The sequence below is a fragment of the Nostoc sp. JL31 genome (genome assembly GCF_017114965.1).
In the GTDB taxonomy this organism is placed as follows: domain Bacteria; phylum Cyanobacteriota; class Cyanobacteriia; order Cyanobacteriales; family Nostocaceae; genus Nostoc; species Nostoc punctiforme_A.
Map to the genome: position 1 here is coordinate 60,208 of NZ_JABXKO010000040.1, position 26,390 is coordinate 86,597.

A 26,390-nucleotide genomic window follows, 5' to 3' on the forward strand; every position below is an offset into this window, starting at 1 on the left:
ACTATTGACGATTCAATTTGTCTAGGTGATTAGTTTTGACTATCATTTACCCAAAATTGCAATTATCAAGATAATTTTAGAACGCTAATCAATTAGAAATAATTAAGATGTGTTGCCCCTGGAGATAAGTACTAGCTTGTAAATAGTCTTATGTCGGACAAAGGGGAACACGCAGCCGTGTTCCCCTAGCCACGAGGAAAAGTATCCTCGAATCTGTATTCTGAAATTAGTACTTTCTTAAGTTGGCAAAGTTTTTATGCAAAACTGACTCCTAGTGTATAAGAAAAATCAGGATTAAAACTGTTACCAGAGAAAGTTCCGCCATCTTCAGGCAAGATAACCCTTCAGGGCTGGCAAGTGTATTATTTGTACTTTATCTAGTATTTTTCCGCTCATAGAAAAGTGAAGCTGTCACTATCAAGTGTCAGACCCACTACTCCCTGCACAATACCGATGATCTCATCTTGTTCTGCTCCCAGTTTGTCTAAGAATATTCGTGTGTTATTTCCAACAACTTGCAAGCGGTAATCCTGTGAAAATCCGTTGAGTTCAATTCGGTCTTGGCTAGAGTTGAAGTCAGTAATAAAAGCCAAGTCTCCAAAACCAGGATTCGTAGTATTGTTATCGTCGTAGAAAACATTTACAGCATCCCCTAGAATAAATCTATCTGCCCCAGCCCCGCCAGTTAAGGTATCAGTTTCCCCTAATCCAGGTGGAAATGGACTACCAGGAAAAGTACCGATGAGGATATCGTTTCCAGATCCCCCATTGAGTATTTCATTGCCCGGCCCACCTTGTAGGCTATCATTGCCGTCCTCACCATTGAGGATATCATCGCCATTATTACCGTCTAGGGTATCATCGCCTGCTCTCGCATTTATAGTGTTATTAGAAGTATTACCAAAAAGAAAGTTGTTAAAACTGTTACCTATCCCGGTAATGTTGCCACCTTCTCTGAGCCTCAAGTTCTCCAGATTGGCTCCTAGTGTGTAGTTGACAGAAGACCGGACGTTATCTATGCCTGAATTCGCAGCCTCTGTAATGGTATCAAGAGTAGTGTCAACAATGTAAGTATCGTCACCTGCTCCCCCATTCAAAGTATCAATACCTAAACCGCCATCAAGTGTGTCATTGCCATTATTACCGGATAATCGGTTATTTTGGTTGTCACCAGCAATGCTGTCATTTCCATTTGTGCCGATGACATTATCAAAGTTGACTGCGGTAAATGACAATGTTCCTAAACCAGGAACGTTACTGGCAGCCAAACTTTGGGTTTGCAGGTTAACGGCGATAGATACCCCAGCCAAAGATTGGGATGCATCTATGGTATTGTTGGCAACCTTAGAATTAGCAATAACCTTTTCTACTTTAAAGAGTAGGTCTTTTCCCAATCCCCCAGCTTTTTGAATAGTTCCAACACCTGATAAGGTAATAGTTTGACCTAGTTGAGTATAGTCTGCGGTATCAATGCCATCTCCACCATCAATGTTGTCGTTACCCTGACTGCCTTTGAATATGTCACTGCCTGCACCACCTTTTAAAGTGTCATTTCCTACACCTCCATCAAGTGTGTCATTGCCATTATTACCGGATAATCGGTTATTTTGGTTGTCACCAGCAATGCTGTCATTTCCATTTGTGCCGATGACATTATCAAAGTTGACTGCGGTAAATGACAATGTTCCTAAACCAGGAACGTTACTGGCAGCCAAACTTTGGGTTTGCAGGTTAACGGCGATAGATACCCCAGCCAAAGATTGGGATGCATCTATGGTATTGTTGGCAACCTTAGAATTAGCAATAACCTTTTCTACTTTAAAGAGTAGGTCTTTTCCCAATCCCCCAGCTTTTTGAATAGTTCCAACACCTGATAAGGTAATAGTTTGACCTAGTTGAGTATAGTCTGCGGTATCAATGCCATCTCCACCATCAATGTTGTCGTTACCCTGACTGCCTTTGAATATGTCACTGCCTGCACCACCTTTTAAAGTGTCGTTTCCTGTGCCCCCATCAAGTGTATCATTGCCATCTCCACCGCTTAGACTGTCGTTTGCAGTCCCACCTGCGAGGGAATCGTTACCAGCCAAACCATTCAAGATATCGTTACCGGAGGTACTATTGGCGTTACCACCACTAGCCCAACCAACTATGGTGTCATTTCCCGAACTCCCATTTATCGTGTCAGGATTTGTAGTACCGAAAGCCATCTTATCTCTCCTAAATTTCTCACTAAATACGTAAGTTCAGCATTAATCAAAGAACTATTTATCAGTTCAATGTAGATTACTTGTAATTTGCATAATCTCATGTTAAAAAACATTAACTATTTAGTTAGGAACTTCTCAAGAGAAAATATCCAACTACTTACTGTGGGCTGACTTTTCCGGTCAGCCCACAGTCGCAAGCGAAACGCCTACCCTACAAAATCAGATAATTTATTTTCTGAAAATCCCTTAATTGATTACGCAAATTATTGAGTAATTAGCTCAAATACTTTGGTTTGCTGCCAATTTTTTGAACCTATACTGTAATTATTTAATTATCATGAAGTATGATGTTACATGAGCTTTTTTACCAAATCTTCAAAATCCTTAATAAATACGATTTATAATACATTGATATGTGTCTGTAAACCTGAAATTAAATATTTTTTCAAATCTACTGATTTGTTTGGTTAATGTTGATTTCGCCAGCTTTTTAGCTTGATGGTGTTTGTCATGAAGTTAGGTTTAAATATCTTTTTTTGTTAAAGAACTATTATGTTTAATTACAAAATAACATTTCTCTATGCTGTGGGATGATAAACATGAATATTTAGTCATATATTGCTTCCCTATAGATCAATACATCCCAACTCTGTATTTGGAGCAATAGCCTATGTAGGATTGAAATGTGACTGAAGCCAAACCAGAGCGCGTAAATTGGGGACTATTGAAAATTTGAATGGCGATTCAGACGCTAAACAAATCTTACTTATATTTTCTTCCCTAGTACCCAGCCGAGACTTATAGTCATTCCGTTGCTAAAATTTTGCTTAGTCTCTAGTCTATAGAAAATGCTTCGATACCGTAACCAAACAATATTTATTATTATTTCTGTGCTCATCGTTGTACCAATAGGGTTTTTGTTTAAGTATTATAATGGGCCTGCCCATCACTGGTTTAATGACTACGGAGCAGCTGTATTTTACGAAATATTTTGGTGTCTGTTCGCATTTTGCTTTTTCAGAAGTTGGGCAGCAGTAATCCAAATTCCTATATGGGTTTTTGTGATTACCTGTATACTAGAATTCTTGCAACTTTGGCATCCGCCACTATTAGAGCAAATTCGTGCCACTTTGATAGGTAAATTGTTACTTGGTACCACCTTTGTTTGGTGGGATTTTCCTCATTATGTATTGGGTTCTGTTTTAGGCTGGTTGTGGCTGCGACAATTACACGGAATAGGTTATGCAAAAAAAAGTCAAGGTTAAACCTAATTCAAAACAGCAAAAAATTGAAGAACAACCTGATGGCAGTCTGACTGTTTATTTAAAATCGGCTCCAGTTGATGGTAAGGCTAATGAAGAGTTAATTAAACTACTAGCAGATAAATTTGATGTACCCAAGTCTTATATCAGAATTAAGTCAGGTTTTTCCTCTCGGCAAAAGCTGATGGAAATTGATACGAATACCTAACTGCTACTTAATAATAAATACTTTTTTTGAAGACTTTGCTATCTCCTGTGAGCATACATTCCACCTAGTAGATTCTCTACTAGAGGCAAGAAAGGAGAGATATAAACTTGTAAAATTAATTTTTACGAAAAAAGTGAAGGTTTAAAACCTCGCCCCTTGTGGGCGAAAGAATCCTTGCTTCCCAAGATAGGTAGAAACCCCACCCCTTGTGGCTGAATTTAATTTTGAATTTTGAATTGATTCATGCCTGTGTAATGCTGATATACCTTGGTTGAGTTTTGACTCTTTCTATCCAAGCTTGGATAGCAGGATATTGTATTAAATCAAACCCACCTTCATCAGCTACATGAGTGTAAGCGAACAAGGCGATATCAGCAATCGTGTAACGCTCTCCTACAAAAAAATCTTGAGAAGTTAAGTGTTTATCCATCAAGTTAAGTGCTGCATAGCCTGGTTCACGTTTTTGTTTGATAGCTTCACTATATTCTTCAGTTTTACCTAAAATAGAAATCCAAAATCTTGATGTAGCAATAAAAGGCTCATGGCTATATTGTTCAAAACATAACCATTGCAGCACCTGCGCTCGTAAAAAGCGGTTATAAGGTAAAAACTCTGTACCTTCACTCAGATAAACCAATATGGCATTTGATTCTGCCAAATATTTCCCTGGCTCGATTTCCAGAACAGGTATCTTACCGTTAGGATTTTTACTTAAAAATTCTGGTGTTCGAGTCTCGCCTTTCAAGATGTTAAGCTCTATCCTCTCAAAAGGCATACCTAGTTGTGTCAATAAAAGACGTATCTTATAACCATGTCCAGAAGGTAAAAAATCGTACAGATGCAGTAGTTCCATGTTAAAATCCAGTTAGGAATATGTTGAGAAGTGAAGGTTCAAAATACAATATTTTACCAAAATATTTTCCCAAAACCGGATATTTTTTTTGTATTTAGTATCTGAACGTACTACAGGAAATTATTCGAGAAAATAAAAAAAAGCATTATTTATTTCTAGATTGAGATTCTAGATTGAGACATTTAATGTAGTTAGTAGTCGAAAATAAAACTATGTGTGGAAGATTTACTCTAAATCAGTCGGCAGCAGGATTGTCTGAAGTTTTCCATGTCGAGTCTGTTCCCGATTTGGCAGCCGAATATAACATTGCGCCTACGCAAATGGTGGCGACAGTGTTGCAAAATCCCGAAAGCGAAAAGCGGGAATTTAAGCAGTTGCATTGGGGATTAATTCCGTCATGGGCGAAAGATGCAGGAATGGGGGCAAAGCTGATTAATGCTAGGGCCGAAACTGTTGCCGAAAAACCCGCTTTTCGTTCGGCTTTTAAGCACAGACGCTGTTTAGTGTTAGCTGATGGCTTTTATGAGTGGCAACGCCAACAAGGTAAGAAGCAGCCATTTTATTTTCGTCTTCAAGATGGGCAACCCTTCGGTTTTGCAGGTTTGTGGGAGAGATGGCGATCGCCTGCTAACGAAGAAATAATCTCTTGTACAATTTTGACAACGGCAGCTAACGAATTACTCCAACCCATCCACGAGCGGATGCCAGTGATTCTAGAGCCACAAGATTACGATTTATGGCTAGATTCCCAAGTGCAAACGGCCCAAACCCTACAGCAGCTATTGCGTCCCTATCCAGCGCCAGCAATGATTGCATATCCAGTTAGCACCTTGGTAAACAACTCTCGACATAATAGTTCAGAATGTATCGTACCCCTCAGCGAGAAGAATGCCCCCGCAAATCAGTTAAATTAACTATTGAGTGAACTAGGGGATTGGGGAAATGAGAGAGATGAGGGGCGGGAGAATAGGGGAACAAGGGGACAAGGGGACAAGGGGGAATTATTGAACAAGTCTCTCCCTTGTCTCCCCCCTCTGACTTGTCTACCTTGTCCCTCCTCCAGGCGTCATGCCCCATGCCCAATGCCCTAATACCCAATACCCAGAGACAAATATGCCAAGAACACAAAAAAACGATAATTTTATTGACAAATCCTTTACTGTGATGGCGGATATCATTCTGAAGATCCTGCCAACCAACAAAAAAGCTAAAGAAGCGTTTGTTTATTATCGAGATGGTATGTCGGCCCAAGCGGAAGGGGAATATGCTGAGGCATTGGAATATTATGAAGAAGCTCTAACACTAGAGGAAGATACCAACGATCGCGGCTATATTTTCTACAATATGGGGCTAATCTATGCCAGCAATGGCGACCACAACAAGGCTTTAGAACTGTATCACCAGGCAATTGAGTTAAACCCACGTATGCCCCAAGCCTTGAACAACATTGCTGTGATTTATCACTACCAAGGCGAAAAAGAAAAAGAAGCTGGAGATAACGAGGCTGGCGAAGCACTTTTTGACCAAGCAGCAGATTATTGGATTCGTGCGATTCGCATGGCCCCCAATAACTATGTCGAAGCTCAAAACTGGCTGAAAACCACCGGGCGATCGCAAATTGACGTATTCTTCTAAAAGTGATGAGTTAGGAATTATTAATCAATCACTCCTAACTCCTGTAGAGACGCGATAATTAATCGCGTCTCTACTCCTAACTTCTGTACAGACGCAATTAATTGTGTCTCTAACTCCTAACTAAAAAAAGATGATTGACCAAGAACAAGTTCACAAAGTAGCTAATCTTGCTCGTTTAGAATTGACTCCAGAAGAAGAGAAACAATTCACTTCCCAGTTGGGAAGTATTCTGGACTATATCGAACAATTGAATGAACTTGATGTCAGTAATGTGCTGCCAACAACACGCGCAATTGATGTCAGCAATATCACACGAGAGGATGAATTGCAACCCTATCCTGACCGGGAAAGTATTCTCAACGGTGCGCCTGAACAGGAAGGCGAATTTTTCAAAGTGCCAAAAATCCTCAACGCTGAATAGTCAAACAATTTGGGATTTTAGATTTGCAATTTTAGATTGACGATAGTGCAGCGTAAAGCCTTCTTTACTACGCGTAGCTTACTTCCAAAAAATGGTACTAGAGGCTTATCTGCGAGACTTGCAGAAGTACGCCAACGGCAAGCAACTTTTAGAGACGCTACTGCGTAGGAGTACGCTTAGAGCAAGTCCTAACAGCGTATACTTAGATCTGTTTCCCGCACAAGGGGCGGGGAAGCAAGACATACATAAGTATGTTGAACATTTGTTTAGATTATTGGCAATTATTAAAACACTTGCTCGTACTGCCAAAGTATGTTCTATGTCTAAATCTGTAATCACCGTTACCGTCAAATTGTTCGCTGCTTATCAAGAAGCCTTTAGGGTTTCGGAACTAGTGCTGGAATTTCCTAATAGTATGCCAGTCAAAGCAGTATGCGATCGCCTCATAGCTGAACACCCTGAACTCTCCCAATGGCGCGATTTAACACGTTTTGGGATTAATTTGATATTTGTCGAACCAGATACCCTACTACAAGATGGGGATGAGGTTGTGTTGATTCCACCAGTTAGCGGCGGCTAGGAAAAGAGTTAGGAGTTAGGAGTTAGGAGTGAGAAATTAAAAATTCAAAACTCTAACTCATAACTATTCAAAGAGAATTGGTCTTAGCAGTTAGCTTTATTAAGTTATCTAACTCTTGCTGCATCTGACTAACAACTAATTCATAACATTTATCGACATAATAGCGATCGCTAGCTGCTTCACGGCCGTAGCGTTCAAATACAATTGGCGGACAAACCCGCGTATATATGGGCACTGGCAATGGAATATTGGGTAATGGGCCAATTGCTAATCCCCAAGGCAGTCCGAGATAGATTGGAAAAACTTCTGGATCGATACCTAATAGCCAAGGCATCCCCCACTCGTGGAGTTGCTGCACAACTTTGTAGCAGTCAGCGATAACAATGAGTGTATCGTGAGCGCCCCAGGAAATCACAGGCACAATCGGCACATTTTCCCGTAACGCTAACTTGATAAATCCTTGTCGCCCCGCAAGGTAGATTTTGTTACGTAAATAATGCGGTCGGAAGACATCTTCGGCTCCACCGGGATAAACTAGCACACTCGCTCCAGAGCGCAAGGCAGTGTAAGCCATTTTCGGATGGGCGATGATTGCTCCAGCCTTGGCGGCCATCTGCGCTAGTGGCGTGCTAACCTGCCAAGCCTTGGGATGCATCAAACCATAAACTGGTTTCTCTACACCAAATCTTCGGAACCAGTCGTACATCATCATTGCCATGTCGGGTGCCGCGAGTCCCCCATTGTGCGAACCAACTAATAAGACTTTTTGCTGGGGTGGAATATTCTCCCAGCCACTAGTTTGAACTCGGAAATAGTAGTGATACAAAAAGCCAAACAGAGGCATCAGAGATTCTATGAACTTTGGATCTCGCTCATCCAAAGACCAACCGAGTTTTTTGTTTAATAAATGTTGCTTTTTTGACATCAAGGCATTCTAACAGCATTGGCAAAGTTCAAACAATCCCTTGTTTAGATATAACTCAAGACAGTTGGGTTAAAGCTAAAACTCTGTATTAAAGTCAACATACACGCATAGGGGTTGATTTTACTTAATTGCGATCGCTTAATCATTAGATATTCGGTGAAATTAAATATGCGTTTTTCATAACCCTTGAAGAGACATACCACTACTACGTCTCTAAATTACTTTCTACTCATATTTCTATTGCCACATCGCGGCGATTAATTCGGTGATATCTATGGAGTAGTTGCTGGTTTTGAACGCTGCTGCTGGTAAAAACCGACAACCTTTTGAAGATATGTAGCAGTAAATCCACTGTTGCAGCCTGTATAGCTGCCAGTCATCCACCAGCAAGCGACGCCACGCACAGCAGCGGTTTCATTATTATTGCTGGCGAGAAATTGCTTGTTAAACTCACGGCGCGTGATGCAAGATACAACTTGGCGTGCCTTCGTGGGGCTATTTTCAAACTGCGTCGGAGTTAGTTCTTTTTTGAGACAATATTTCGACCAGCCTTTTAAGGTTTCTGGTTTAACTTGCCATTCACTGTAAAGTCCATCATTTGCGATGCCGGTCTGCGGTGCAGCTAGTCGCAACGCCTCTACCATTGCCGCGACTTGGGCATCAGAAACTTTTTGTTGTGCTTGAGCTAACAATGATGATAGTCCAAAGCTGACAATCACTCCGCTAACTAGTAATGCTATAGAGTTTCTCCTCATGATTTTGGACTTATTTTTAGATACCAATATGTAGGATACTACGTTTTTACACTTAGCAATTATCAAAGATTAGAGTGAATTGGGGATTGGGCATGGGGCATGGAGCATGGGGCATAGTTATTCTCCTTATCCCCGTATCTCTCACAGTCTTCAATTTTGAATTTTGTTAGCGCAGCGTTAGCGAGTCCGCGTTCGCTTTTAGCGTCTCGTAGAGAGCGTCATTTTGAATTTTGAATTGATTTCTCCCTGCTCCCTTGCTTCTTACCCATTCCCCAGTCGAATTGTTAAGCTGGGTTCCAAGTGCCGTGGAAGCTGTGGGGAATGACGCTAGGCAATCCTAGTTTGCAAACGGGTTCTGTATCCAGGCGATCGCTATCAAATACCCAAACTTCACTACTATGAGTATTACCATCGTATACAACAGTTAGCACCCAGCCTTGCTCAGGGTTTTGGGCATCTTGGGCGTGGATGGGTTCTGAAGGATAGCGGTTTTCGCCTAAGTCTGCTTCGGTGAGGGTTTCAGTTTTGTAATCGAAGCGGGCGATCGCACCGAACCATTCTTTGTCTATATCCCCTCTGTGGGGCATTAATGATACATAAGTATAGCGCCAAGGTTGCCCAATTTGCGATCGCTGCACTACGGGAAATTCACACTTGCGGTTGACAACTTGCTGCATTGCTGTCAGTTTAGCAGTTTGAGGATTGAGGCGGACTTGCCACAATGTTCCTTGAGTTACTGTGTGCGTCTCACCACTTGCGAATTCTCTGAAATACTCATTAGTTTGGTGAAAATCTGCATATCGCACCATGTCCAAAACCACAGAACCGTCTTCATCTTCATAGCCGTTGCCAAAATGCCAATTGAACCAAGGATCGGTTTCGCCACGACTAACTAAGGATAAGTTTTCCCGGTCAAAGATTAACACCTGGGTTCCTAATTGAGGTTCCCACAACAGAGATTCACTAAAGGTAGTCAAACCTAGCAAAAGTGACAGCATTTTCATCCGCAGCGGTGGCATGAAAAACACCAGATACCTTTGAGTTAAAACAAAATCATGCATTATCGAGTAGCGATCTAACTTAAAAGCAGTTTTTTGGATAATTTTGCCAGTGCGATCGCTTTTGTAGAGATTCAGTTGTACAGAACTTCCGATACTGATTCCAAAGTTAAAAATCTCGCCTGTTTGTGCATCACGCTTGTAATGAGCAGAATAAGGTAATCCGTTATCCAAAGCACCTAAATCATCCAACCCCTTCGTTTCTAAAGTTTGCAAATCAAGAGCGTAGGGATTTGTTGCTTCCCATAGAGCCAATAATTTATCAGGTAATGCCAACACTGAGGTATTCGCTGCATTCTTGATTTGTTGACCCCAGCGCTTCCAGATGGGGCCTGGCGGATGCATACCATAGACACCATAAAGAAACCTATCCGCTTCAGTTTCAGCTTGATATTCTGCTGTTTGCACATAGCGATAGACTCCGGTAACTCCTGCATCTGTGAAATGAATGCCGAGAATTGCCCCGTCTCCATCAAACCAGTGGCCAACACGATCGCCACCACGTTCTAGTCGTGCGGGACCATTACGGTAAAGTGTGCCACGCAAGCCATCTGGAATTTTGCCAGAAATAATTGACAGTTGAGTAAGGGGAAATTCTTTTGCAGGTTCTGCGATCGCACCAGCCCAGGAATTATTTATTGACTTTTTGGTAATAGTCTGCATACTAAAACTTCTCGAAATATCGATAATGTAGACAATTGCATTTTTACATTGTTGCAATTTTTTAAAGATGCAAAAAATGGAGTGAGCGTTGTTGGTTTATTAAGAAAGCCTGTTTTCTCCTGTCCCTCTGCTCCCTGCTCCCTGCCCCCTGCCTCTCACTACTCTGGTAAAAAATACCGAAACTATTAATATTAGAAGCATCTGCCTACTGAATACTCACTAATCTTTCCCAGCCATGCCTCTGTCACGCATAGTAACGCTGATTGTCGGTCTGATCGTCATTTTGGGGCTAGCCCTATGGCTAATTGATTCCCTGTCACGCCTCTATTGGCAATTATCCTATTCGCCGTTGCTAGGCAATTTACTGCTGTTGCTGCTGATTATCCTGATTGGAGCCTTGGTTGCAGCTTTTGTTTATTATGTATTGGTGATTAGATCCGGGGAAAAGCGATCGCGTCGCAATCCGAAGCGAGCGACTGCGGCACAAATTCCGGCTGCTAAATCTGATGCAGCTTCTACAACTCTCCAGGCTGTACGGCAACAGGTAGCGCAAATTCAAGATGAAGTCACACGCCAGGCTTTATTAAGTCGATCGCGAGAGATTGAAGCCAACCTTGCACGAGGTGAAATTCAAGTAGTGGTATTTGGTACGGGGAGCGCTGGCAAAACTTCCCTAGTAAATGCGATTATGGGACGCATGGTTGGTCAGGTGGATGCACCAATGGGTACAACTCAGGTTGGAGAAACCTATTGTCTGCGGTTGAAGGGATTAGAACGCAAGATTTTAATTACGGATACGCCGGGAATTTTAGAAGCAGGGGTGGCGGGAACGGAACGCGAACAGATGGCGCGAGAACTGGCGACAGAAGCAGATTTACTGTTGTTCGTGGTAGATAACGATTTACGACGCTCAGAATATGAGCCGCTACGGGGGTTGGCAGAAATTGGCAAGCGATCGCTCCTAGTTCTCAACAAAACTGATTTATATACAGACGAAGATAAAGAATCCATCCTCGCAAGATTGCGTCAACGGGTACGGGGATTTATTGCTACTAATGATGTGGTAGCGATCGCTGCGAATCCGCAACCTGCACAACTTGAAACTGGCGAAACCTTCCAGCCGGAACCGGATATTGTTCCTTTGCTGCGGCGCACGGCTGCTGTTTTACGCGCCGAAGGTGAAGATTTGGTGGCGGATAATATTCTTTTACAATCTCTGCGATTGGGAGATGAAGCGCGAAAACTCATCGATGGTCAGCGTCGCCGTCAAGCTGACAAAATCGTAGAACGGTTTCAATGGATTGGTGCTGGTGTGGTATCAGTCACGCCGATACCAGTTGTAGATTTATTGGCAACAGCCGCAGTCAACGCTCAAATGGTTGTGGAAATTGGCAGAGTGTATGGCTGTGAATTGAATATGGAACGGGGACGAGAATTAGCTCTTTCTTTAGCGAAAACCATCGCTAGTTTAGGCATTGTTAAGGGAGCAATTCAATTATTATCTACAGCGTTGCAACTCAATGTTGCCACCTTTATTATTGGTAGAGCAATTCAAGGCGTGACAGCAGCTTATTTAACGCGAATTGCCGGTAAAAGTTTTATTGAATATTTTCGTCATGACCAAGATTGGGGTGATGGGGGAATGACGGAAGTTGTACAGCGACAGTTTCAGATTAATCGCAGAGATGAATTTATTAAAGCTTTTATTCAGGAAGCGATCGCGCGAGTGGTGAAGCCATTACAAGATAAATCTGAGGTGGTTGAACATGATGAAGAAGTCAACTGATTTTGGATTTTAAATTTTGGATTTTGGATTGATCCCGACCACAAGGGTCAACTGATTTTGGATTGACGATTTTGGATTAAAAAATCCTCAATCTAAAATCTAAAATTGGCACAGTCAATAGTAATTATTCATGTCAGGAGGCAACAGTTGTCTCCCTGTTCCGCTCTTAGGAGGCTTTGGGTTTGATGAACTTGAGGGTCATGCGATCGCTCTCCCCAATAGTGAGAAAGCGTTGCCTATCTTTTTGACCTTGGCTCAAGGTTGGAGGTAGTGTCCAAACTCCGCCCGGATAGTCCTTGGTATCTTTTGGGTTGGCATTAATCTCTGATTTGCCTACCAATTTAAAGCCAGCTTTCTCCACAGCAGCAATTACCCCAGCTTCAGACATATAGCCAGTTTTAATACTCTCTTCTAAAGAAGTCCCCTCAAGGGCGCGGTGTTCTTCCACTCCCAAGATGCCCCCTGGCTTGAGTGCTTTATAAGCCGCCGCATAAACCTGCTCGTCATAGCCAGCTTTGACCCAGTTGTGAATATTGCGGAAGGTAACAACTATATCCACAGAATTATCTGGGGCTAGAGTTAGTTCATTTGGGGGATTGATTTGGGCGACTTTGACCTTACCAAAAACCTCTGGATTAGCTGCCAGCTTCTCTTGGAAAGCCAAAGCGGGTTTACTCGTGCTGGGAGTCAAGTTAGTAATTATAAGTAGTCCCTTGGACGCTAGAAATGGGGCTAATATCTCAGTATACCAGCCGCCCCCTGGCCACAATTCAACTACGGTCATATTTGGGCGCAGACCGAAGAATTCGAGGGTCTGGGCTGGGTGGCGGTACTTATCTCGGTCACGATTTGCAATGGAGCGATGACTGCTGCTGAGTATGGTTTGGAGTGTGGTTGTGCTGTTAAATGTTGCTTTTTCACTATCGTTGGCTAGAACAGTTGGGGGCATTACGGATGCCAATACAAGGATTGCTAGAGTCAGGGCTTTCAGTAAGCCTTTGCAGCGAGTAATATTTTGTGCAAATTTCATAAGTGTTGTTTTTACTTTCCGCTTTAGCATAAGGCAAATAGCGTTCTCATAAATGGGTGCGGTGGCGTACCTGCTGTAAGTATTACTCTCCTGTTGTCCTCAGATGTCTTTTGTTCAGAAAATACCTTCATCTTCAGCGTATTTTCCGCAAGATATTGAAGAATACTTTTACCCAAGAAGAAATTTAAATTTGCGGTTTTTCTAAGAATTAATACTAAGTATTTTAAGGTATTTTTTCTACAAGGCAACTATTATAAACATCAATATCCCAGTTAAGAATGTAGCATCGCTAATACTTTGCAAGCAAATATTTAAGTATTTATTTTGATATAAGCTTGAATTAATTCTACGCAATAATACTTAACAAATTTTAACTTGTATTTAAAGTATCAAAATTCTGGTTATTTATTTCTAAAGTGTTCCGGAAACAGGAGGGAATGTCAGAAACACTAGATAAAAGGACTTACTGAGTAACCAGGTCATGACCAACCACATAATCGGTAAATTACTACAAGGGCGTTACCAAGTTGTCCAAAGCCTCGGTGCAGGGGTATTTGGAGAAACATACATTGCTGTAGACGTAGATTATCCAGAGAATCCCAAATGCGTTGTTAAGCAGATTAAAGTTAGCAGTTCCGAATCCGGCTACTTGGATATGTTGAGGTTACTGTTTCTGACTGAAACCCAAACCTTGAAGCTTCTGGGAAGCCATGACCAAATTCCTGAATTCATCGCCTGCTTTGAAGAAAACGAGCGATTTTATATAGTGCAAGAGTGTATTGAAGGACATGCGCTGACTGCGGAATTGCCAATTGACGAATATTTCGGGTGTCTGTGGAGTGAAAGCGAAGTTGTAGAATTTTTGATAGATGTCTTAGCTATTCTAGAATTTGTCCATTCTCAAGGCGTGATCCATTGCGATATCAAACCGGAAAATTTGATCAGACGTGATAGCGATCGCAAGTTAGTTATGATTGACTTTGGCTCAATCCAGTCTATCGATTTTGGCATCGGTGCAGAATTGCCCATTTATAGAATTCCCGTCACTTCATTGGGATACATACCGCCAGAACAATTTATTGGTCAAACACAGCCCAACAGTGATATTTATGCTTTGGGTATGATTGCTATCCAGGCTTTAACAGGGCTAGAACCACTACAATTAAAAACCGATCCTTTTACTAATGAAATTTTTTGGCGTTCTCAAAACACGCCAGTTAACGATTATATAGCTGCTGTTCTCAGCCAAATGATCCGCTATAATCACCAAGACCGCTTTCAGTCTGCGGGTGAAGTGCTGCGGATACTCAAACAAATAATCTGGGAACCTCAGCCATCAGAAACATTAGAGGGAGATTCTCAATTTTCCCTAGAAGTAGCGAAAAATCCTGCGTCTAGAAAATCATCCCCGTTATTAACAGGAATGAAAGTAGGGCTGGCGGCTAATTCATTATTGATGGGATTTAGTGTATATTCTTTAGCTAGTACTGCACCTGCATACTCAGAAACAGATACTTTATTTAAAGCAACAAAAGAATATCAAGCAGGAGATTTGAAAGAAGCGATCGCACTCGCTAAATCAATTCCTTCCCACAGCAATGTTTATCCAGAAGCGCAAGCCACAATTGAAGAATGGCAAGAACAATGGCAAGTAGCTGCACAGCAATATGAAATAGCACAACTAGCTTTTAATGAGAGCAGATGGTCAGATGTTCTTCATGCTGCTGCGAAAGTTCCCAAGATTTTCTATTGGCAATCTAAAACAGATAAAATAGTTCAGAAAGCATCTGTTAACATTGAAATACAGACGCAAGATTTATTAACAAAAGCTTACGAAAGAGCTACCGAAAAAGATTTTTCTGCTGCCTTACAATATCTGCGTCAAATTCCTCAAGAAAGCCATGCAGGTGCTTTAGTTCAAGACAAGTTAGCTGAATACAATCGAAAGCGGCAGATCAGAGCAGCCTACTTTTTACAGAAAGCCTATAAAAAAGCATCTATTGGTGATTTTAATCGTGCCGTAAAATTTCTCAGAAATATTCCCCAAGATACTTTAGTTTATGCTCAAGCTCAAGTCAAATTGAATGAGTATACTCAAAAGCAACGCGTACTGGCTGACAATCAAAAGATAGCTTCTGCAAAAAGAACAAATTTATTCGCCCCGAAAAGCTCAACTACTCAGGTTGAATATCTTCAAGAAGTAAATTACCTTCAAGAAATTAATATTCGGTAAATTTAGTAATTCGTAATCACGCTCTCTACGAGATGCTGTATGTAGCTTGCGATGGGACAAGGGAAATAACCCATGCCCAATAGCCTCTACTTTTTACCAAGGAACCACACCATTTTCATCAAAAAAACCTCCGCTAGAACCATCATCTGGTAAAGTAGCGAGTCTCACTGCTGCGATCGCTCCCTGCTCAACAGTGCGATATCCTTGATATTGATTAATGTCAGTTGCTGTAAAACCAGGATCGGCAGCATTGATTTTAATTGGGGTATCTTTAAGTTCGGCAGCCAATAAAACTGTGATTGCATTCACTGCTGTCTTTGATGAGTTATAAGCAAGAAGCTTAAAATCAGCGAATTCATAATTTGGATCGGAGTTCTGAGTCAGAGAACCTAAACTACTTGATAAATTCACTATTCGCCCTGCTTTTGACTTCTTTAAAAGTGGTAACAATGCTTTTGTAACTGCAAACACTCCAAATACATTCGTTTCATAAGTATGTCGCAGTGTTTCAATATCAACTTGACTAGGTGGAAGGCGATCGCCATCACTTATTATTCCAGCATTGTTCACCAGGATATCAAGTTTTCCGAATTCACTCTCGATTTGTTTAGCCGCAGAGTCGATTGTTTTTTGGTCACTCACATCAAGTTGAATTGTTCGGGCATGGATCTCGCTGAAACGAAGTTTATCCGCCGCTTCTTCACCACGTCTTATATCTCTTGCCCCAACAAGAACAGTAGCACCTCTAGAACCTAATTGGCGGGCAATCTCATACCCAATACCTTTGTTTGCACCTGTGATCAGCGCAACTTTGCCTTTTAAATCTTCTGACATATAGCTTCTCTATTTTGCTCGACACTGACAAATGTTACTATCTTTGAGCAAGTTTAGTATACGAGTCAATACAAAATCCTGATGTAGAGACGCGTTAACAATTCAAAATTCAAAATTCAAAATTCAAAATTAAAGACATTTTCAGACGGGGATTTAAACCCCGACTGAAACTGGCGCTACCTGTAGAGGTAGGGGTCTTAAACCCTTTGATTTAGGATAAATCGTGTTTTCAAATACCAATTATCTATACCAATAACCCTTAACCCAAGCCTATTGGTATATCAGTAGTGTATATCAATACAACATTTAAGAGTGATTGGCTGTCGTGTTTGCACCAGTAGTAATTCACACCTGAGATAGCTGTTGAGAAAATATTTGCAGCGTAAAGTAACAATTGACTCAAAAATTCTTAAAGAAGGTAGATATGCAAACCAAACAGCTTGGCAATTCGGAGCTTAACATTACCCCAATCGGCTTTGGTGCTTGGGCAATTGGTGGCGGTGAATGGGCTTTTGGTTGGGGAGAGCAAAACGATCAGGAATCGATCGCAGCGATCAATCGCGCTCTTGATCTCGGCGTTAATTGGATTGACACCGCAGCTATTTATGGTTTAGGACATTCTGAAGAGGTTGTTGCTAAGGCACTCAAAGGTCGATCTAGTCGCCCCTACATTTTCACGAAATGCTCAATGATCTGGGATGAAAAGGGTGAAATTGGTCGCAGTCTCAAAGCAGATTCTGTGCGGCGGGAGGTTGAAGCCAGTCTGCGCCGACTCGACATTGAAACCATCGACCTCTACCAAATCCACTGGCCCAACCCTGACTCAGATATCGAAGAAGGCTGGACAACTCTGGCCAAGCTCAAGGATGAGGGGAAGGTTCGCTATATCGGAGTTTCCAATTTCAATGTCGAACAGTTGCAACGTATCCAGAAGATTGCACCAGTTACGTCATTACAACCGCCTTATTCATTGGTGAAGCCTGATGTCGAAAAAGAAATTCTGCCTTTTTCTAAAGAAAATAATATAGGTGTGATTGTATATTCACCTATGCAATCTGGCTTGCTCACAGGTGCGATTACACCTGAGCGGGTTGCTAATTTCCCAGATAATGATTGGCGCAAAAACAATAGTGAATTTCAGGAGCCACGTCTATCTCGTAACCTGAAGCTAGTCGAGGTGTTGCAACACATTGGTAAACAACACGATCGCTCACCAGGTGAGGTGGCGATCGCTTGGACTTTAAATAATCCGGCGGTGACTGCGGCGATCGTTGGCGGACGCAATCCCAAGCAGGTGGAAGGAATCATTGGTGCTGGAGAATTCCGCCTCAATCAGCAGGAACTAAATGATATTGAAACTTTCCTGCGCGAGAATCCATAAAATCTCTGGTGGAAAACTTCATAAACCCCACGGCTTGAGTCGGGGGTTTATTCATACTTTTATTTTGTCGCTACGCCGATAATATGAGGACTAACAATTGGTAATTGCACATCAAATCGCTCATAATGGATGCTACTAAAACCAGCTTTTCCTAATGCTATCCAAGTTTCTCTATCTGGATGACAACCATCACCTATTGCTTTCCAAATCGGACTAACTGTATTTTGTATTTGTCGCAATAAACTTCCTTGATCTGCGGCGACATGTTCAATAAATAAGAAGCGTCCACCTGGTTTAAGTACTCTTAAAATTGCCTGTAATGTATAATCTATATTTGGCACTGAACACAAAATCAATGTACTAACAACAGTATCTATACTATTATCTTCGGCATCTAACCATTCAGCATTACCAATGCGGAGGTCGATATTTAAACCCAGTTTTTCGGCTTGTTTTTGGAGAGAAGAATGTGTATCTGCCTTTGGCTCAATTCCTATCCAGTGAATATCTTTAGGATAGTAGGATAAGTTAGTGCCTGTTCCGGGCCCAATTTCTAACACTTTACCTTGGAGATTAGCAAAAAGAGAATGTTTGCGATCGCTGACAATTTTATCGTATTTCCTGGTACTTGTAACCATCATCCAGCCAAACAAATGTTTCCCAAGGTTTGCAAAAATCTGATTTTTTGAATCTCCAATAATTTGGTTTACAGTCATTATCTACTTCCTAATTTTTGAGCCTATAAATTGGGGTGCTAAACAACCATTTATTTATAGCCTCAAGGTACAATACTTCCTGTTTCTTGTACCTCATCCATTAGACTCACCTGATAGGATGAATTTAATTAACGTATTACACGTAGCGACTGACCGTAAGATATCACAGAAAGACCAAAATGGTAGATGCGCTACATATAGGGTGATGAGCGATGCCTACGGCGGGCTTTGCCTACGCTATGCTTATACAATTTTGGTTAATCATAGCTAGAAATTTTTGAATACCCGCTTCGGTTTTATTATCTAACGCGAGAAGTATCCTCATTCCAAATCAGAATTGGCGGATCTTTGACAATAGTATGGGTGATGCTTGTGGTTTTTGTTAGCCTACACAATTCGCTATGGCTAACCTCCAGTTTCTGACCCCGTTCGTCAACATCTGCGAGGGGTAAGTCAAAGAGATCGCTGTTTCCTATTTTTAGTATCCCTGCAAAAAGCTAACATAACTACGGATGTTATAATTTAAAGTGGGTTTTGCAAAACAGCGTTTATTAAACTCCAATCGCTCTAATAAAGTAAGAGATACCAAATTTGACAGCGAACTTAACTAAAATTGTACAACGAATAGTGACAGAAAAATCAGATGAAAACAATTATTTCATTCAATAAAAACTATGAGCTTTAAACTTCAAGCTTTGCAACTTCCAACCCTCCAGAAAAAATCCGAAGGGCTAATTGTAGTTGCTTGGCAAAAATTTCTTTTAGATTTCGACTTCCCTATTGCTGCCGTTGATGGAGATTTTGGGAATATTACAGCTCAAGCAACTCGTGATTATCAGACTAGTAATGCTTTAACAGTAACGGGAATTGTCGATACTGCTACTTATAAAAAAGCGCTAGAACAAGGTTTTGCAATTTATTTTGCTATCTATACCGATGCTGGGAAAAAATTCTTAGCCTATCTTAACTTTGGAGAAAATGAGGTCAAGGACTTACAAAAAAGTTTAACAGCGATCGGTCGTTTGAATCCGCCGTTAGTCGCTGATGGGGACTTTGGCCCTAACAGTACAAAAGGACTAGCGGAAACTTATAAAATAAGAGACATCAATTTTCGAGCCGAGTTAGCTCAACAGCTTTCTAATACAACAAAAACCAAGCTTGGCATTGATTTAGAGTTGGCTTTAGACAACATAACTGAATACGCCAAAAAATTAAGACAACTACTGAGTGGAAAAGCCTGGGTTAATTTTTTCCCAGACAGCGACTTAATTGATGATTTAGCTTCTCCCTTCCGTCAAAAAGTACAAGCTTTTGAGCAAGCCTTAAAAAATGCCGGAGCTAATATTGATATCTCTTCAGTATTTCGACCCTCGGAACGAGCTTATTTAATGCACTATGCTTTCCGTATTAGCAATAATGAAATTGCTGCCAAAAATGTTCCACCTATGCCTAATGTAGATATTAATTGGCTACATTACACCAATGCTGGTTCTGTCCAAGCTGCTAAAGAAATGGTGTCTGCTTATAATATTGCTTTTCGACCTGTTCTTACCTCTCGTCATACCCAAAGATTAGCAATTGATTGGGAAATTACTTGGTCAGGAACCTTAAAGATCAAAAACGCTAGCGGAACGACAGTTAGTATCGATCAGCCACGAACGAGTTATGAAAATTCTATTTTATGGCAGGTTGGCCGTTCTTACGGTGTGATTAAATTATCTAGCGATCGCCCCCACTGGTCAAATGATGGACATTAATGGCTAGGAGGAACCGCATATATGGAGAACGCAGTTCCAGAGTTCAAAGTGAAATTATTGAAGAATTCAGGAGTGGAGCAAAGAAAGCTCCGCCAAGGCTTCAGAATAACTCTTCGTGGGGGATTTCTATTTGCGTCTCCCAATCTCTGCATATTTTTTGAGTACGGTAAACCGTATTTGCTCGTTAGTTCACAAAGATTAATTAAATTGTTAAGTTTAGTTACATAAATAAGTAAAAAAATGCTGCAAACATTGCTAAATGGGAGAGATTATGAGAAAAAGTAGTATACTTGAAGACCGAGACAAGCTAGAACAACTTTGCCTTACCGTTAGCGAGTCTTCTCCCAAAGAGAGATGCAAGGGCTAACGAGCATCATGAGCCTTACAGCCCGTTGTAGACATTGCTCAGATTGGGCGAATATACCAGCATTCTTGACCAGTCTTTAATCAAGTTTCTCAAAGCGTTAAGGGAAATAAGGAACAGGGGAAGCAGGGGAAAAGCAATGCCCAATGCCCAATGCCCCATGCCCTATGCCCAATTATTCAAGTTAGTTTTCATTCTTAAGGATTGGTAAAATCTATGGCAATTAAAGAACAGCCTAAGTCACCTCGGTTTCGGATCATTGCGAATATATTACTGGCAGTATCAGGGTTATTCCTGCTCTTAAATTTATTTTTGCCTGGTTTATTTGCTTCTGGCCCTACTGGTGTTCCATATAGCTTATTTATTCATCAAGTTCAAGAAGGGGAAGTCAGCCGCGTTTCCGTTGGTCAAAACCAGATTATCTACCAATTAAAAGCAGAAAATGCCGAACCGGCTCAAGTGTTTGCAACGACACCAATCTTTGATTTAGAGTTACCCAAACTGCTAGAAGAAAAGGGAGTTGAGTTCGCTGCTACACCGCCACCCAAGAATACTTGGTTTACAACCCTCTTAAGTTGGGTGATTCCACCACTGATTTTTATTGGTATTTGGCAGTTCTTTCTCGCTCGTGGTGGTGGTGGCGGTGGCCCCCAAGGTGCGCTTTCCATTGGTAAGAGCAAAGCTAAGGTTTACGTTGAAGGCGAATCTGCTAAAATCACCTTTGCAGATGTGGCTGGGGTAGAAGAAGCAAAAACTGAGTTAGTAGAAATTGTAGATTTCCTCAAGACTCCGGCACGGTTTACGCAAATTGGCGCTAGGATTCCCAAAGGTGTGCTGTTGGTTGGCCCTCCTGGTACTGGTAAGACACTTTTAGCGAAAGCCGTAGCAGGAGAAGCAGGAGTTCCATTTTTCAGCATCTCTGGTTCCGAGTTTGTAGAATTGTTTGTCGGTGTAGGTTCTTCCAGAGTCCGGGATTTGTTTGAACAGGCTAAAAAACAAGCTCCCTGTATTATATTCATTGATGAATTGGATGCGATTGGTAAGTCTCGTAGCAGTAACGGCTTCTACGGTGGTAACGATGAACGAGAACAAACTCTCAATCAATTACTAACTGAGATGGATGGGTTTGCGGCTGGAGATGCAACCGTAATTGTGCTAGCTGCTACTAACCGCCCCGAAGTACTAGACCCTGCATTGCTGCGTCCAGGACGCTTTGACCGCCAAGTGTTGGTAGACCGTCCCGATTTATCTGATCGTGAAGCAATTCTCAAAATTCACGCTCAAAAGGTAAAATTAGGGGATGATGTAAATTTAAAAGCGATCGCTACTCGTACCCCCGGTTTTGCTGGCGCAGATTTGGCAAACTTGGTGAACGAAGCCGCATTATTGGCAGCGCGCAATCTGCGTGAAAAGGTTGCTCAAGAAGACTTTGCCGAAGCAATTGAACGAGTTGTCGCCGGTTTAGAGAAGAAGAGTCGCGTGATGAACGAGACTGAGAAAAAGATTGTTGCATACCATGAAGTTGGTCACGCAATGGTCGGGGCGCTCACAACAGGAAACGGTCGCGTAGAAAAGATTTCGATTATTCCTCGTGGGATGGCAGCTTTGGGCTACACTCTGCAATTACCAACTGAAGACCGCTTTTTGATGAATGAACACGAACTGCGAGGTCAAATTGCAACTTTGTTAGGTGGGCGTTCCGCCGAAGAGGTTGTGTTTAACAGTATTACCACAGGTGCTTCCAACGATTTGCAACGAGCAACTGACTTGGCAGAACGGATGGTAACAGCTTATGGAATGAGTAAAGTCTTAGGGCCATTAGCTTATCAACAAGGACAACAAGCAGCATTCTTGGGTAATGGTGGGGCTAATCCTCGACGGGCGGTAAGTGAAGACACATCCAAAGCCATTGATAGCGAAGTCAAGGAAATCGTGGAAACAGCCCACGAGCAAGCCCTAGAGATTCTCAGACAGAATCGAGACTTGCTAGAAGCGATCGCTACTCAACTCTTAGAAACAGAGGTCATTGAAGGCGAAAAACTGCACAGTTTGTTGAGTCAAGTTAAACCTGTAACTCATTCGTAATTCGTAATTAAGAAAGTCAGATTTCATCCACAGAGGTACGCAGAGAAAAACTTTGCGTACCTTTGCGTTAAACCTCTGGGTTCCTCTGCGTTTCAGAAATGCCACTCACCGCAATGCAAACACCAGCAAACAAAAATGCCAATCCACCCCCAACAGCACCAATAAAAGGTGTTATTACTTGCAGTTGGGGAAATATAATGCCAAACAAACTCATCGCTAAAGCAAACCCACCAAAATACATCCCAATTCCTAATCCCGCCCACCGCTGGGGTACTAGTCCCAAAGCAAAAGGAATTGCCCCGTTGACAATTAAACTAAAGCTCGCAACGATTACCACAACGATCGGAATTTGTGCGCCCAGAGATATCATTATTAATAACGAGGGAATGATTGCACAGATCCCACAAAGCATTGCTTGACGATTACCAATTTTGACAGCGAAGATACCCGCTGGTATGCTGGCAATTGCGATCGCTATTCCAATCCACACCAGTTGCATATCAATATTATCAGTATTCAGTTGGGTTTTGAGTACTTTACCCAAGACATCCATGAGAAATCGGATACCCCAGGCTACACCAAAACCAGTTCCTAAAATCAAAGCCAATTTCTCTAAGGGCAACTTTACTGTTTCTGCTTGGTGTCTATCCACTGGTGCTTCTGAGGGATTGACTAAGCGAAACACGGCTGCCGCCCCCAGCATCACAAAAGAACCGATTGCAAAGGTATAAACTGGGCCTAAGCTCAGAATAAACTTGTAGCTTATTGGTTTAAAAGCTCCAATCACACCGCCTGTTAAAGTGACAAAACTTACTGTTAAAGGTAACTGGGCTGGTTTTGAATACATCCCCAATAGGCACATAACTGGAGAGCGAAATATTGTCATTGCCAATGCCCAAGCTACCAACACTATAGGTAAGAGCGATCGGATCACGGTAGTAGGTGGGATCAAACTTACAACACATGGTATCGCAATGAACAAAGCCGATCCGAGAATCATACCTACTGAGATGAAGGGAAACCGAGTTCCTACCCAGCGCCTAGCTTGGTCTGAAAGTCCGCCCATCAATGGTTCCAGCACCGCAGCCAAAGCATTTTCGACTAACACCAAGCCAACTGCCAGTGAAGCAGGAAAACCAAACTGAGTCAAAAGTTGCGGCAAATATATATTATAAATTAACCACGAGAGGGTAATTGCTCCCTGCACCGCTGCCAACACCCAAACTTGCACCCATAAAATATTGAGATGAGATTTCGAGGTAGTCAAGTCGCTTCGCTCCAATTAAAAATTAAAAATTATTAATTAAAAATTTCAAGACGCTCTCTACGAGACGCTGCGCCTAGCTTGCTTCTTTGCAGGAGTACGTGGCCTAGCTAACACTACGCTATCTATCATTGTTAGCTCTGTACCAAAATTAATTAATTAAAAATAGAATATTTTTTAATTTTTAACTTTTAATTCCAAAAAGGTCATCAGGAGATGGGAAGTGGGGATTTAAACTGCAAACTCGCTCTGCTCACGGTAGGAAACAGAGAGTAATATTCCCCCTGCCTCCTGCCTCTCTTGTTAATACTCTGGAACTGAAGGATCGATTTCTCGACTCCAAGCAGTAATTCCGCCTTTAACATTCGTCCCCACAATTCCGGCTTCCTTGAGAATAGCTAGGGCTTTTGCCGATCGCCCACCCATCTTACAATGAGCAATTAAGCGGTGGCCGTTCAATATTTCCTTCACCTTAGCAACGCCATTCCCATTTTCAATGTCTGGTAAGGGCACCAAAACTGAACCCGGAATCTTGGCAATGTCGTACTCATGGGGGTTGCGGACATCTAGCAGTACAAAATCCTTCGCACCGCTATCCAACAATTTCTTCAAATCCTTGACGGTCATTTCTAGACTTTCCAACTGCTGTTTTGCCTCCTCTGCCTTAGCTTGTGGAATCCCGCAGAATTCTTCGTAATCTATCAGCTTTTCAATCACTGGGCGAATCGGGTTCGGACGGAGCTTTAATTCCCGAAATTTCATATCCAAGGCGTTGTATAGCAGCAATCGCCCGCTGAGAGTGTTGCCTTGTCCCAGAATGATTTTAACAGTTTCGGTTGCTTGGATTAAACCAATAATTCCTGGCAAAATTCCCAATACGCCACCTTCTGCACAAGAAGGAACCATCCCTGGTGGTGGTGGTTCTGGGAAAAGGTCACGATAATTCGGGCCACCTTCGTAATTAAATACAGTAGCTTGCCCTTCAAAGCGTAAAATTGAACCGTAGACGTTGGGCTTATTTAGCAATACGCAGGCGTCGTTAACTAGATATCTGGTGGGGAAGTTATCAGTACCATCCACTACGATATCGTAAGGTTGAATCAGATCCAGGGCGTTTTCGGAAGTTAGACGAGTTTCGTATAAATCAACTTGACAATAGGGGTTAATCTCGTGGATACGGTTTTTTGCCGATTCAATCTTGGGTTTACCCACCCAGGATGTCCCGTGAATTACTTGGCGTTGCAGATTAGAAGTATCGACAACATCAAAATCCACAATTCCGATGCGTCCAACACCCGCCGCCGCCAAATATAAAAGTAGTGGTGAACCGAGTCCACCTGTACCGATACACATTACACTAGCGGCTTTCAGGCGCTTCTGTCCTTCTAGTCCTACTTCCGGTAAAATCAGGTGTCGGGAGTAGCGTTCGTAATCGTCTTTGGTCAACTGGATTTCGTCCAGATTGGGATTGAGCATAGCAGTTATGATGTGGGAAAGCGGAATATTAATCCTATCGAAAAACTGGATCTTATTAGGAGTGGGAAAGACGAATTTTCATTTGTGATAGCGGCGAAAACAGCTATGAGTGACTGTCTTTAAACTAAGTCAGTTATTTTATATTTTCAATTTCCTCTGCTTGAAACTGATGAGTATCATCAAGGCTCCAACTTTTGAGTTCTCCAGCTTTGCCGTTTTGGACGGAAACTATTATATACGAGTATCCCTGCCAAGCGTATAGGCGATCGCATTCTGAGGGTATAGCAGGATGATCTGGGTGGGAGTGAAAAATGCCGATAATGTTCAATGAGCGATCGCGAGCTTCCCTTTGTGTTTTTAACATAACTTCGGGTGCGATCGTATATTGCCGTTTTTTACTTTCTGTTGTGCGTCCCCCTGGAAACTCAGCAGCCGCTTCTGTATTCCAAGCATTCTCTGTTGGTATGACTTCTACCACAGTTTTGCCCTCATTAGCCAGATAGCCCAAAATTATACCACAGCACTCATCTGGGTAGGTGCTTTCGGCATGGGTGCGGATGGTTTGCAAGTGTTCTTGGCTAAGTTGGATCATGTCTGCGTTTGTAATTTTAGCAACTTATAATAATTCTTGCTTAATGCGTATGCTAGCAAAAACCGCAGGCGTTTGTGATCGCGCAGCGTTCCGCAGGAAAGCTTGCCGTACCCCTCCGGGGAAGCAAGCTACGCGTAGCGTCTGTCTACGACACGCTGCGCGAACGCAGAGAAGGTATCGCAGCACAAAAAAGAAAACATATATATTTTGTATCACTCATGAAAAATTTTACCTACTGAGTTATGCTTTCTTATGACCTAGAAATTAGAAGAATATGAAGAATATACAAAGCTCAGTGCTTG

General features: G+C 42.0%; 22 protein-coding genes. 11 read left to right on the forward strand and 11 right to left on the reverse strand.

What is annotated here, in order from left to right; translation table 11 throughout:
- Nucleotides 1-392: 392 nt before the first annotated feature.
- Nucleotides 393-2,210 (reverse strand): calcium-binding protein, encoded by a 1,818-nt coding sequence (locus HWQ43_RS08885; protein WP_292732158.1) that lies wholly within the window; start codon nucleotides 2,208-2,210, stop codon nucleotides 393-395.
- An 848-nt stretch (nucleotides 2,211-3,058) separates the two neighbouring features.
- Between HWQ43_RS08885 and HWQ43_RS08890 the strand changes: the two genes are divergently transcribed.
- Both HWQ43_RS08890 and HWQ43_RS08895 read left to right on the forward strand, forming a co-directional pair.
- Nucleotides 3,059-3,475: a DUF2809 domain-containing protein gene (locus HWQ43_RS08890; RefSeq protein ID WP_292732160.1), complete on the forward strand. Its 417-nt coding sequence runs from the start codon at nucleotides 3,059-3,061 to the stop codon at nucleotides 3,473-3,475.
- Nucleotides 3,453-3,680 carry a DUF167 domain-containing protein gene (locus HWQ43_RS08895; protein WP_292732161.1) on the forward strand — a complete coding sequence of 76 codons (228 nt, stop codon included), beginning with the start codon at nucleotides 3,453-3,455 and terminating at the stop codon, nucleotides 3,678-3,680. The genes HWQ43_RS08890 and HWQ43_RS08895 overlap by 23 nt, the downstream gene beginning before the upstream one ends.
- Before the next feature lie 241 nt (nucleotides 3,681-3,921).
- Here the strand turns inward: HWQ43_RS08895 and HWQ43_RS08900 are convergent, their stop codons facing one another.
- Nucleotides 3,922-4,533 carry a glutathione S-transferase family protein gene (locus tag HWQ43_RS08900; RefSeq protein ID WP_292732162.1) on the reverse strand — a complete coding sequence of 204 codons (612 nt, stop codon included), beginning with the start codon at nucleotides 4,531-4,533 and terminating at the stop codon, nucleotides 3,922-3,924.
- A gap of 212 nt (nucleotides 4,534-4,745) precedes the next feature.
- On the opposite strand from HWQ43_RS08900, the gene HWQ43_RS08905 reads away from it, so the two are divergent.
- The 4 genes from HWQ43_RS08905 to HWQ43_RS08920 all read left to right on the forward strand — a co-directional run bounded on the left by HWQ43_RS08905 (nucleotide 4,746) and on the right by HWQ43_RS08920 (nucleotide 7,169).
- Entirely contained in the window at nucleotides 4,746-5,447 is a 702-nt protein-coding gene (locus HWQ43_RS08905; RefSeq protein ID WP_292732164.1) for an SOS response-associated peptidase, read from the forward strand.
- Nucleotides 5,448-5,646: 199 nt separating this feature from the next.
- Nucleotides 5,647-6,168, forward strand: coding sequence for a photosystem I assembly protein Ycf3 (locus HWQ43_RS08910; protein WP_289797571.1), 522 nt, complete (start codon nucleotides 5,647-5,649; stop codon nucleotides 6,166-6,168).
- 130 nt (nucleotides 6,169-6,298) lie between these two features.
- Nucleotides 6,299-6,589 carry an Asp-tRNA(Asn)/Glu-tRNA(Gln) amidotransferase subunit GatC gene (gene gatC, locus HWQ43_RS08915; RefSeq protein WP_292732166.1) on the forward strand — a complete coding sequence of 97 codons (291 nt, stop codon included), beginning with the start codon at nucleotides 6,299-6,301 and terminating at the stop codon, nucleotides 6,587-6,589.
- 319 nt (nucleotides 6,590-6,908) lie between these two features.
- Nucleotides 6,909-7,169 (forward strand): MoaD/ThiS family protein, encoded by a 261-nt coding sequence (locus HWQ43_RS08920; protein ID WP_292732168.1) that lies wholly within the window; start codon nucleotides 6,909-6,911, stop codon nucleotides 7,167-7,169.
- Between the two features lie 67 nt (nucleotides 7,170-7,236).
- Here the strand turns inward: HWQ43_RS08920 and HWQ43_RS08925 are convergent, their stop codons facing one another.
- The 3 genes from HWQ43_RS08925 to HWQ43_RS08935 form a co-directional block, all read right to left on the reverse strand.
- Nucleotides 7,237-8,094 carry a lysophospholipid acyltransferase family protein gene (locus HWQ43_RS08925; RefSeq protein ID WP_292732170.1) on the reverse strand — a complete coding sequence of 286 codons (858 nt, stop codon included), beginning with the start codon at nucleotides 8,092-8,094 and terminating at the stop codon, nucleotides 7,237-7,239.
- Nucleotides 8,095-8,366: 272 nt separating this feature from the next.
- Nucleotides 8,367-8,849, reverse strand: coding sequence for a hypothetical protein (locus HWQ43_RS08930; protein WP_292732172.1), 483 nt, complete (start codon nucleotides 8,847-8,849; stop codon nucleotides 8,367-8,369).
- A gap of 284 nt (nucleotides 8,850-9,133) precedes the next feature.
- On the reverse strand, nucleotides 9,134-10,570 hold the full coding sequence (locus HWQ43_RS08935; RefSeq protein WP_292732174.1) for a carotenoid oxygenase family protein: 1,437 nt from the start codon (nucleotides 10,568-10,570) through the stop codon (nucleotides 9,134-9,136).
- A 235-nt stretch (nucleotides 10,571-10,805) separates the two neighbouring features.
- Here HWQ43_RS08935 and HWQ43_RS08940 point away from each other — a divergent pair, with 235 nt between their 5' ends.
- Nucleotides 10,806-12,356, forward strand: coding sequence for a YcjF family protein (locus HWQ43_RS08940; RefSeq protein WP_292732176.1), 1,551 nt, complete (start codon nucleotides 10,806-10,808; stop codon nucleotides 12,354-12,356).
- Nucleotides 12,357-12,522: 166 nt separating this feature from the next.
- Here HWQ43_RS08940 and HWQ43_RS08945 read toward each other — a convergent pair whose 3' ends face one another.
- Nucleotides 12,523-13,386 (reverse strand): class I SAM-dependent methyltransferase, encoded by an 864-nt coding sequence (locus tag HWQ43_RS08945; RefSeq protein WP_292732178.1) that lies wholly within the window; start codon nucleotides 13,384-13,386, stop codon nucleotides 12,523-12,525.
- Between the two features lie 481 nt (nucleotides 13,387-13,867).
- On the opposite strand from HWQ43_RS08945, the gene HWQ43_RS08950 reads away from it, so the two are divergent.
- A complete protein-coding gene (locus HWQ43_RS08950) occupies nucleotides 13,868-15,619 on the forward strand; it encodes a protein kinase (protein ID WP_292732180.1) in 1,752 nt (583 codons plus the stop codon).
- A gap of 93 nt (nucleotides 15,620-15,712) precedes the next feature.
- Here the strand turns inward: HWQ43_RS08950 and HWQ43_RS08955 are convergent, their stop codons facing one another.
- On the reverse strand, nucleotides 15,713-16,453 hold the full coding sequence (locus HWQ43_RS08955; protein WP_292732182.1) for an SDR family oxidoreductase: 741 nt from the start codon (nucleotides 16,451-16,453) through the stop codon (nucleotides 15,713-15,715).
- A 424-nt stretch (nucleotides 16,454-16,877) separates the two neighbouring features.
- On the opposite strand from HWQ43_RS08955, the gene HWQ43_RS08960 reads away from it, so the two are divergent.
- Nucleotides 16,878-17,834, forward strand: a complete 957-nt coding sequence (locus tag HWQ43_RS08960; protein ID WP_292732184.1) for an aldo/keto reductase — start codon at nucleotides 16,878-16,880, stop codon at nucleotides 17,832-17,834.
- A gap of 59 nt (nucleotides 17,835-17,893) precedes the next feature.
- Here the strand turns inward: HWQ43_RS08960 and HWQ43_RS08965 are convergent, their stop codons facing one another.
- Nucleotides 17,894-18,550 carry a class I SAM-dependent methyltransferase gene (locus tag HWQ43_RS08965; RefSeq protein ID WP_292732186.1) on the reverse strand — a complete coding sequence of 219 codons (657 nt, stop codon included), beginning with the start codon at nucleotides 18,548-18,550 and terminating at the stop codon, nucleotides 17,894-17,896.
- Between the two features lie 674 nt (nucleotides 18,551-19,224).
- On the opposite strand from HWQ43_RS08965, the gene HWQ43_RS08970 reads away from it, so the two are divergent.
- Entirely contained in the window at nucleotides 19,225-20,307 is a 1,083-nt protein-coding gene (locus HWQ43_RS08970) for a peptidoglycan-binding protein (RefSeq protein WP_292732188.1), read from the forward strand.
- A gap of 580 nt (nucleotides 20,308-20,887) precedes the next feature.
- Nucleotides 20,888-22,756: an ATP-dependent zinc metalloprotease FtsH4 gene (gene ftsH4 / locus HWQ43_RS08975; RefSeq protein ID WP_292732190.1), complete on the forward strand. Its 1,869-nt coding sequence runs from the start codon at nucleotides 20,888-20,890 to the stop codon at nucleotides 22,754-22,756.
- 67 nt (nucleotides 22,757-22,823) lie between these two features.
- Here the strand turns inward: ftsH4 and HWQ43_RS08980 are convergent, their stop codons facing one another.
- The 3 genes from HWQ43_RS08980 to HWQ43_RS08990 all read right to left on the reverse strand — a co-directional run bounded on the left by HWQ43_RS08980 (nucleotide 22,824) and on the right by HWQ43_RS08990 (nucleotide 26,088).
- Nucleotides 22,824-24,023 (reverse strand): MFS transporter, encoded by a 1,200-nt coding sequence (locus HWQ43_RS08980; protein WP_292732192.1) that lies wholly within the window; start codon nucleotides 24,021-24,023, stop codon nucleotides 22,824-22,826.
- A 300-nt stretch (nucleotides 24,024-24,323) separates the two neighbouring features.
- Nucleotides 24,324-25,496, reverse strand: coding sequence for a molybdopterin-synthase adenylyltransferase MoeB (moeB, locus tag HWQ43_RS08985; protein WP_292732194.1), 1,173 nt, complete (start codon nucleotides 25,494-25,496; stop codon nucleotides 24,324-24,326).
- Between the two features lie 133 nt (nucleotides 25,497-25,629).
- Nucleotides 25,630-26,088: a M67 family metallopeptidase gene (locus HWQ43_RS08990; RefSeq protein ID WP_292732196.1), complete on the reverse strand. Its 459-nt coding sequence runs from the start codon at nucleotides 26,086-26,088 to the stop codon at nucleotides 25,630-25,632.
- Nucleotides 26,089-26,390: the final 302 nt, after the last annotated feature.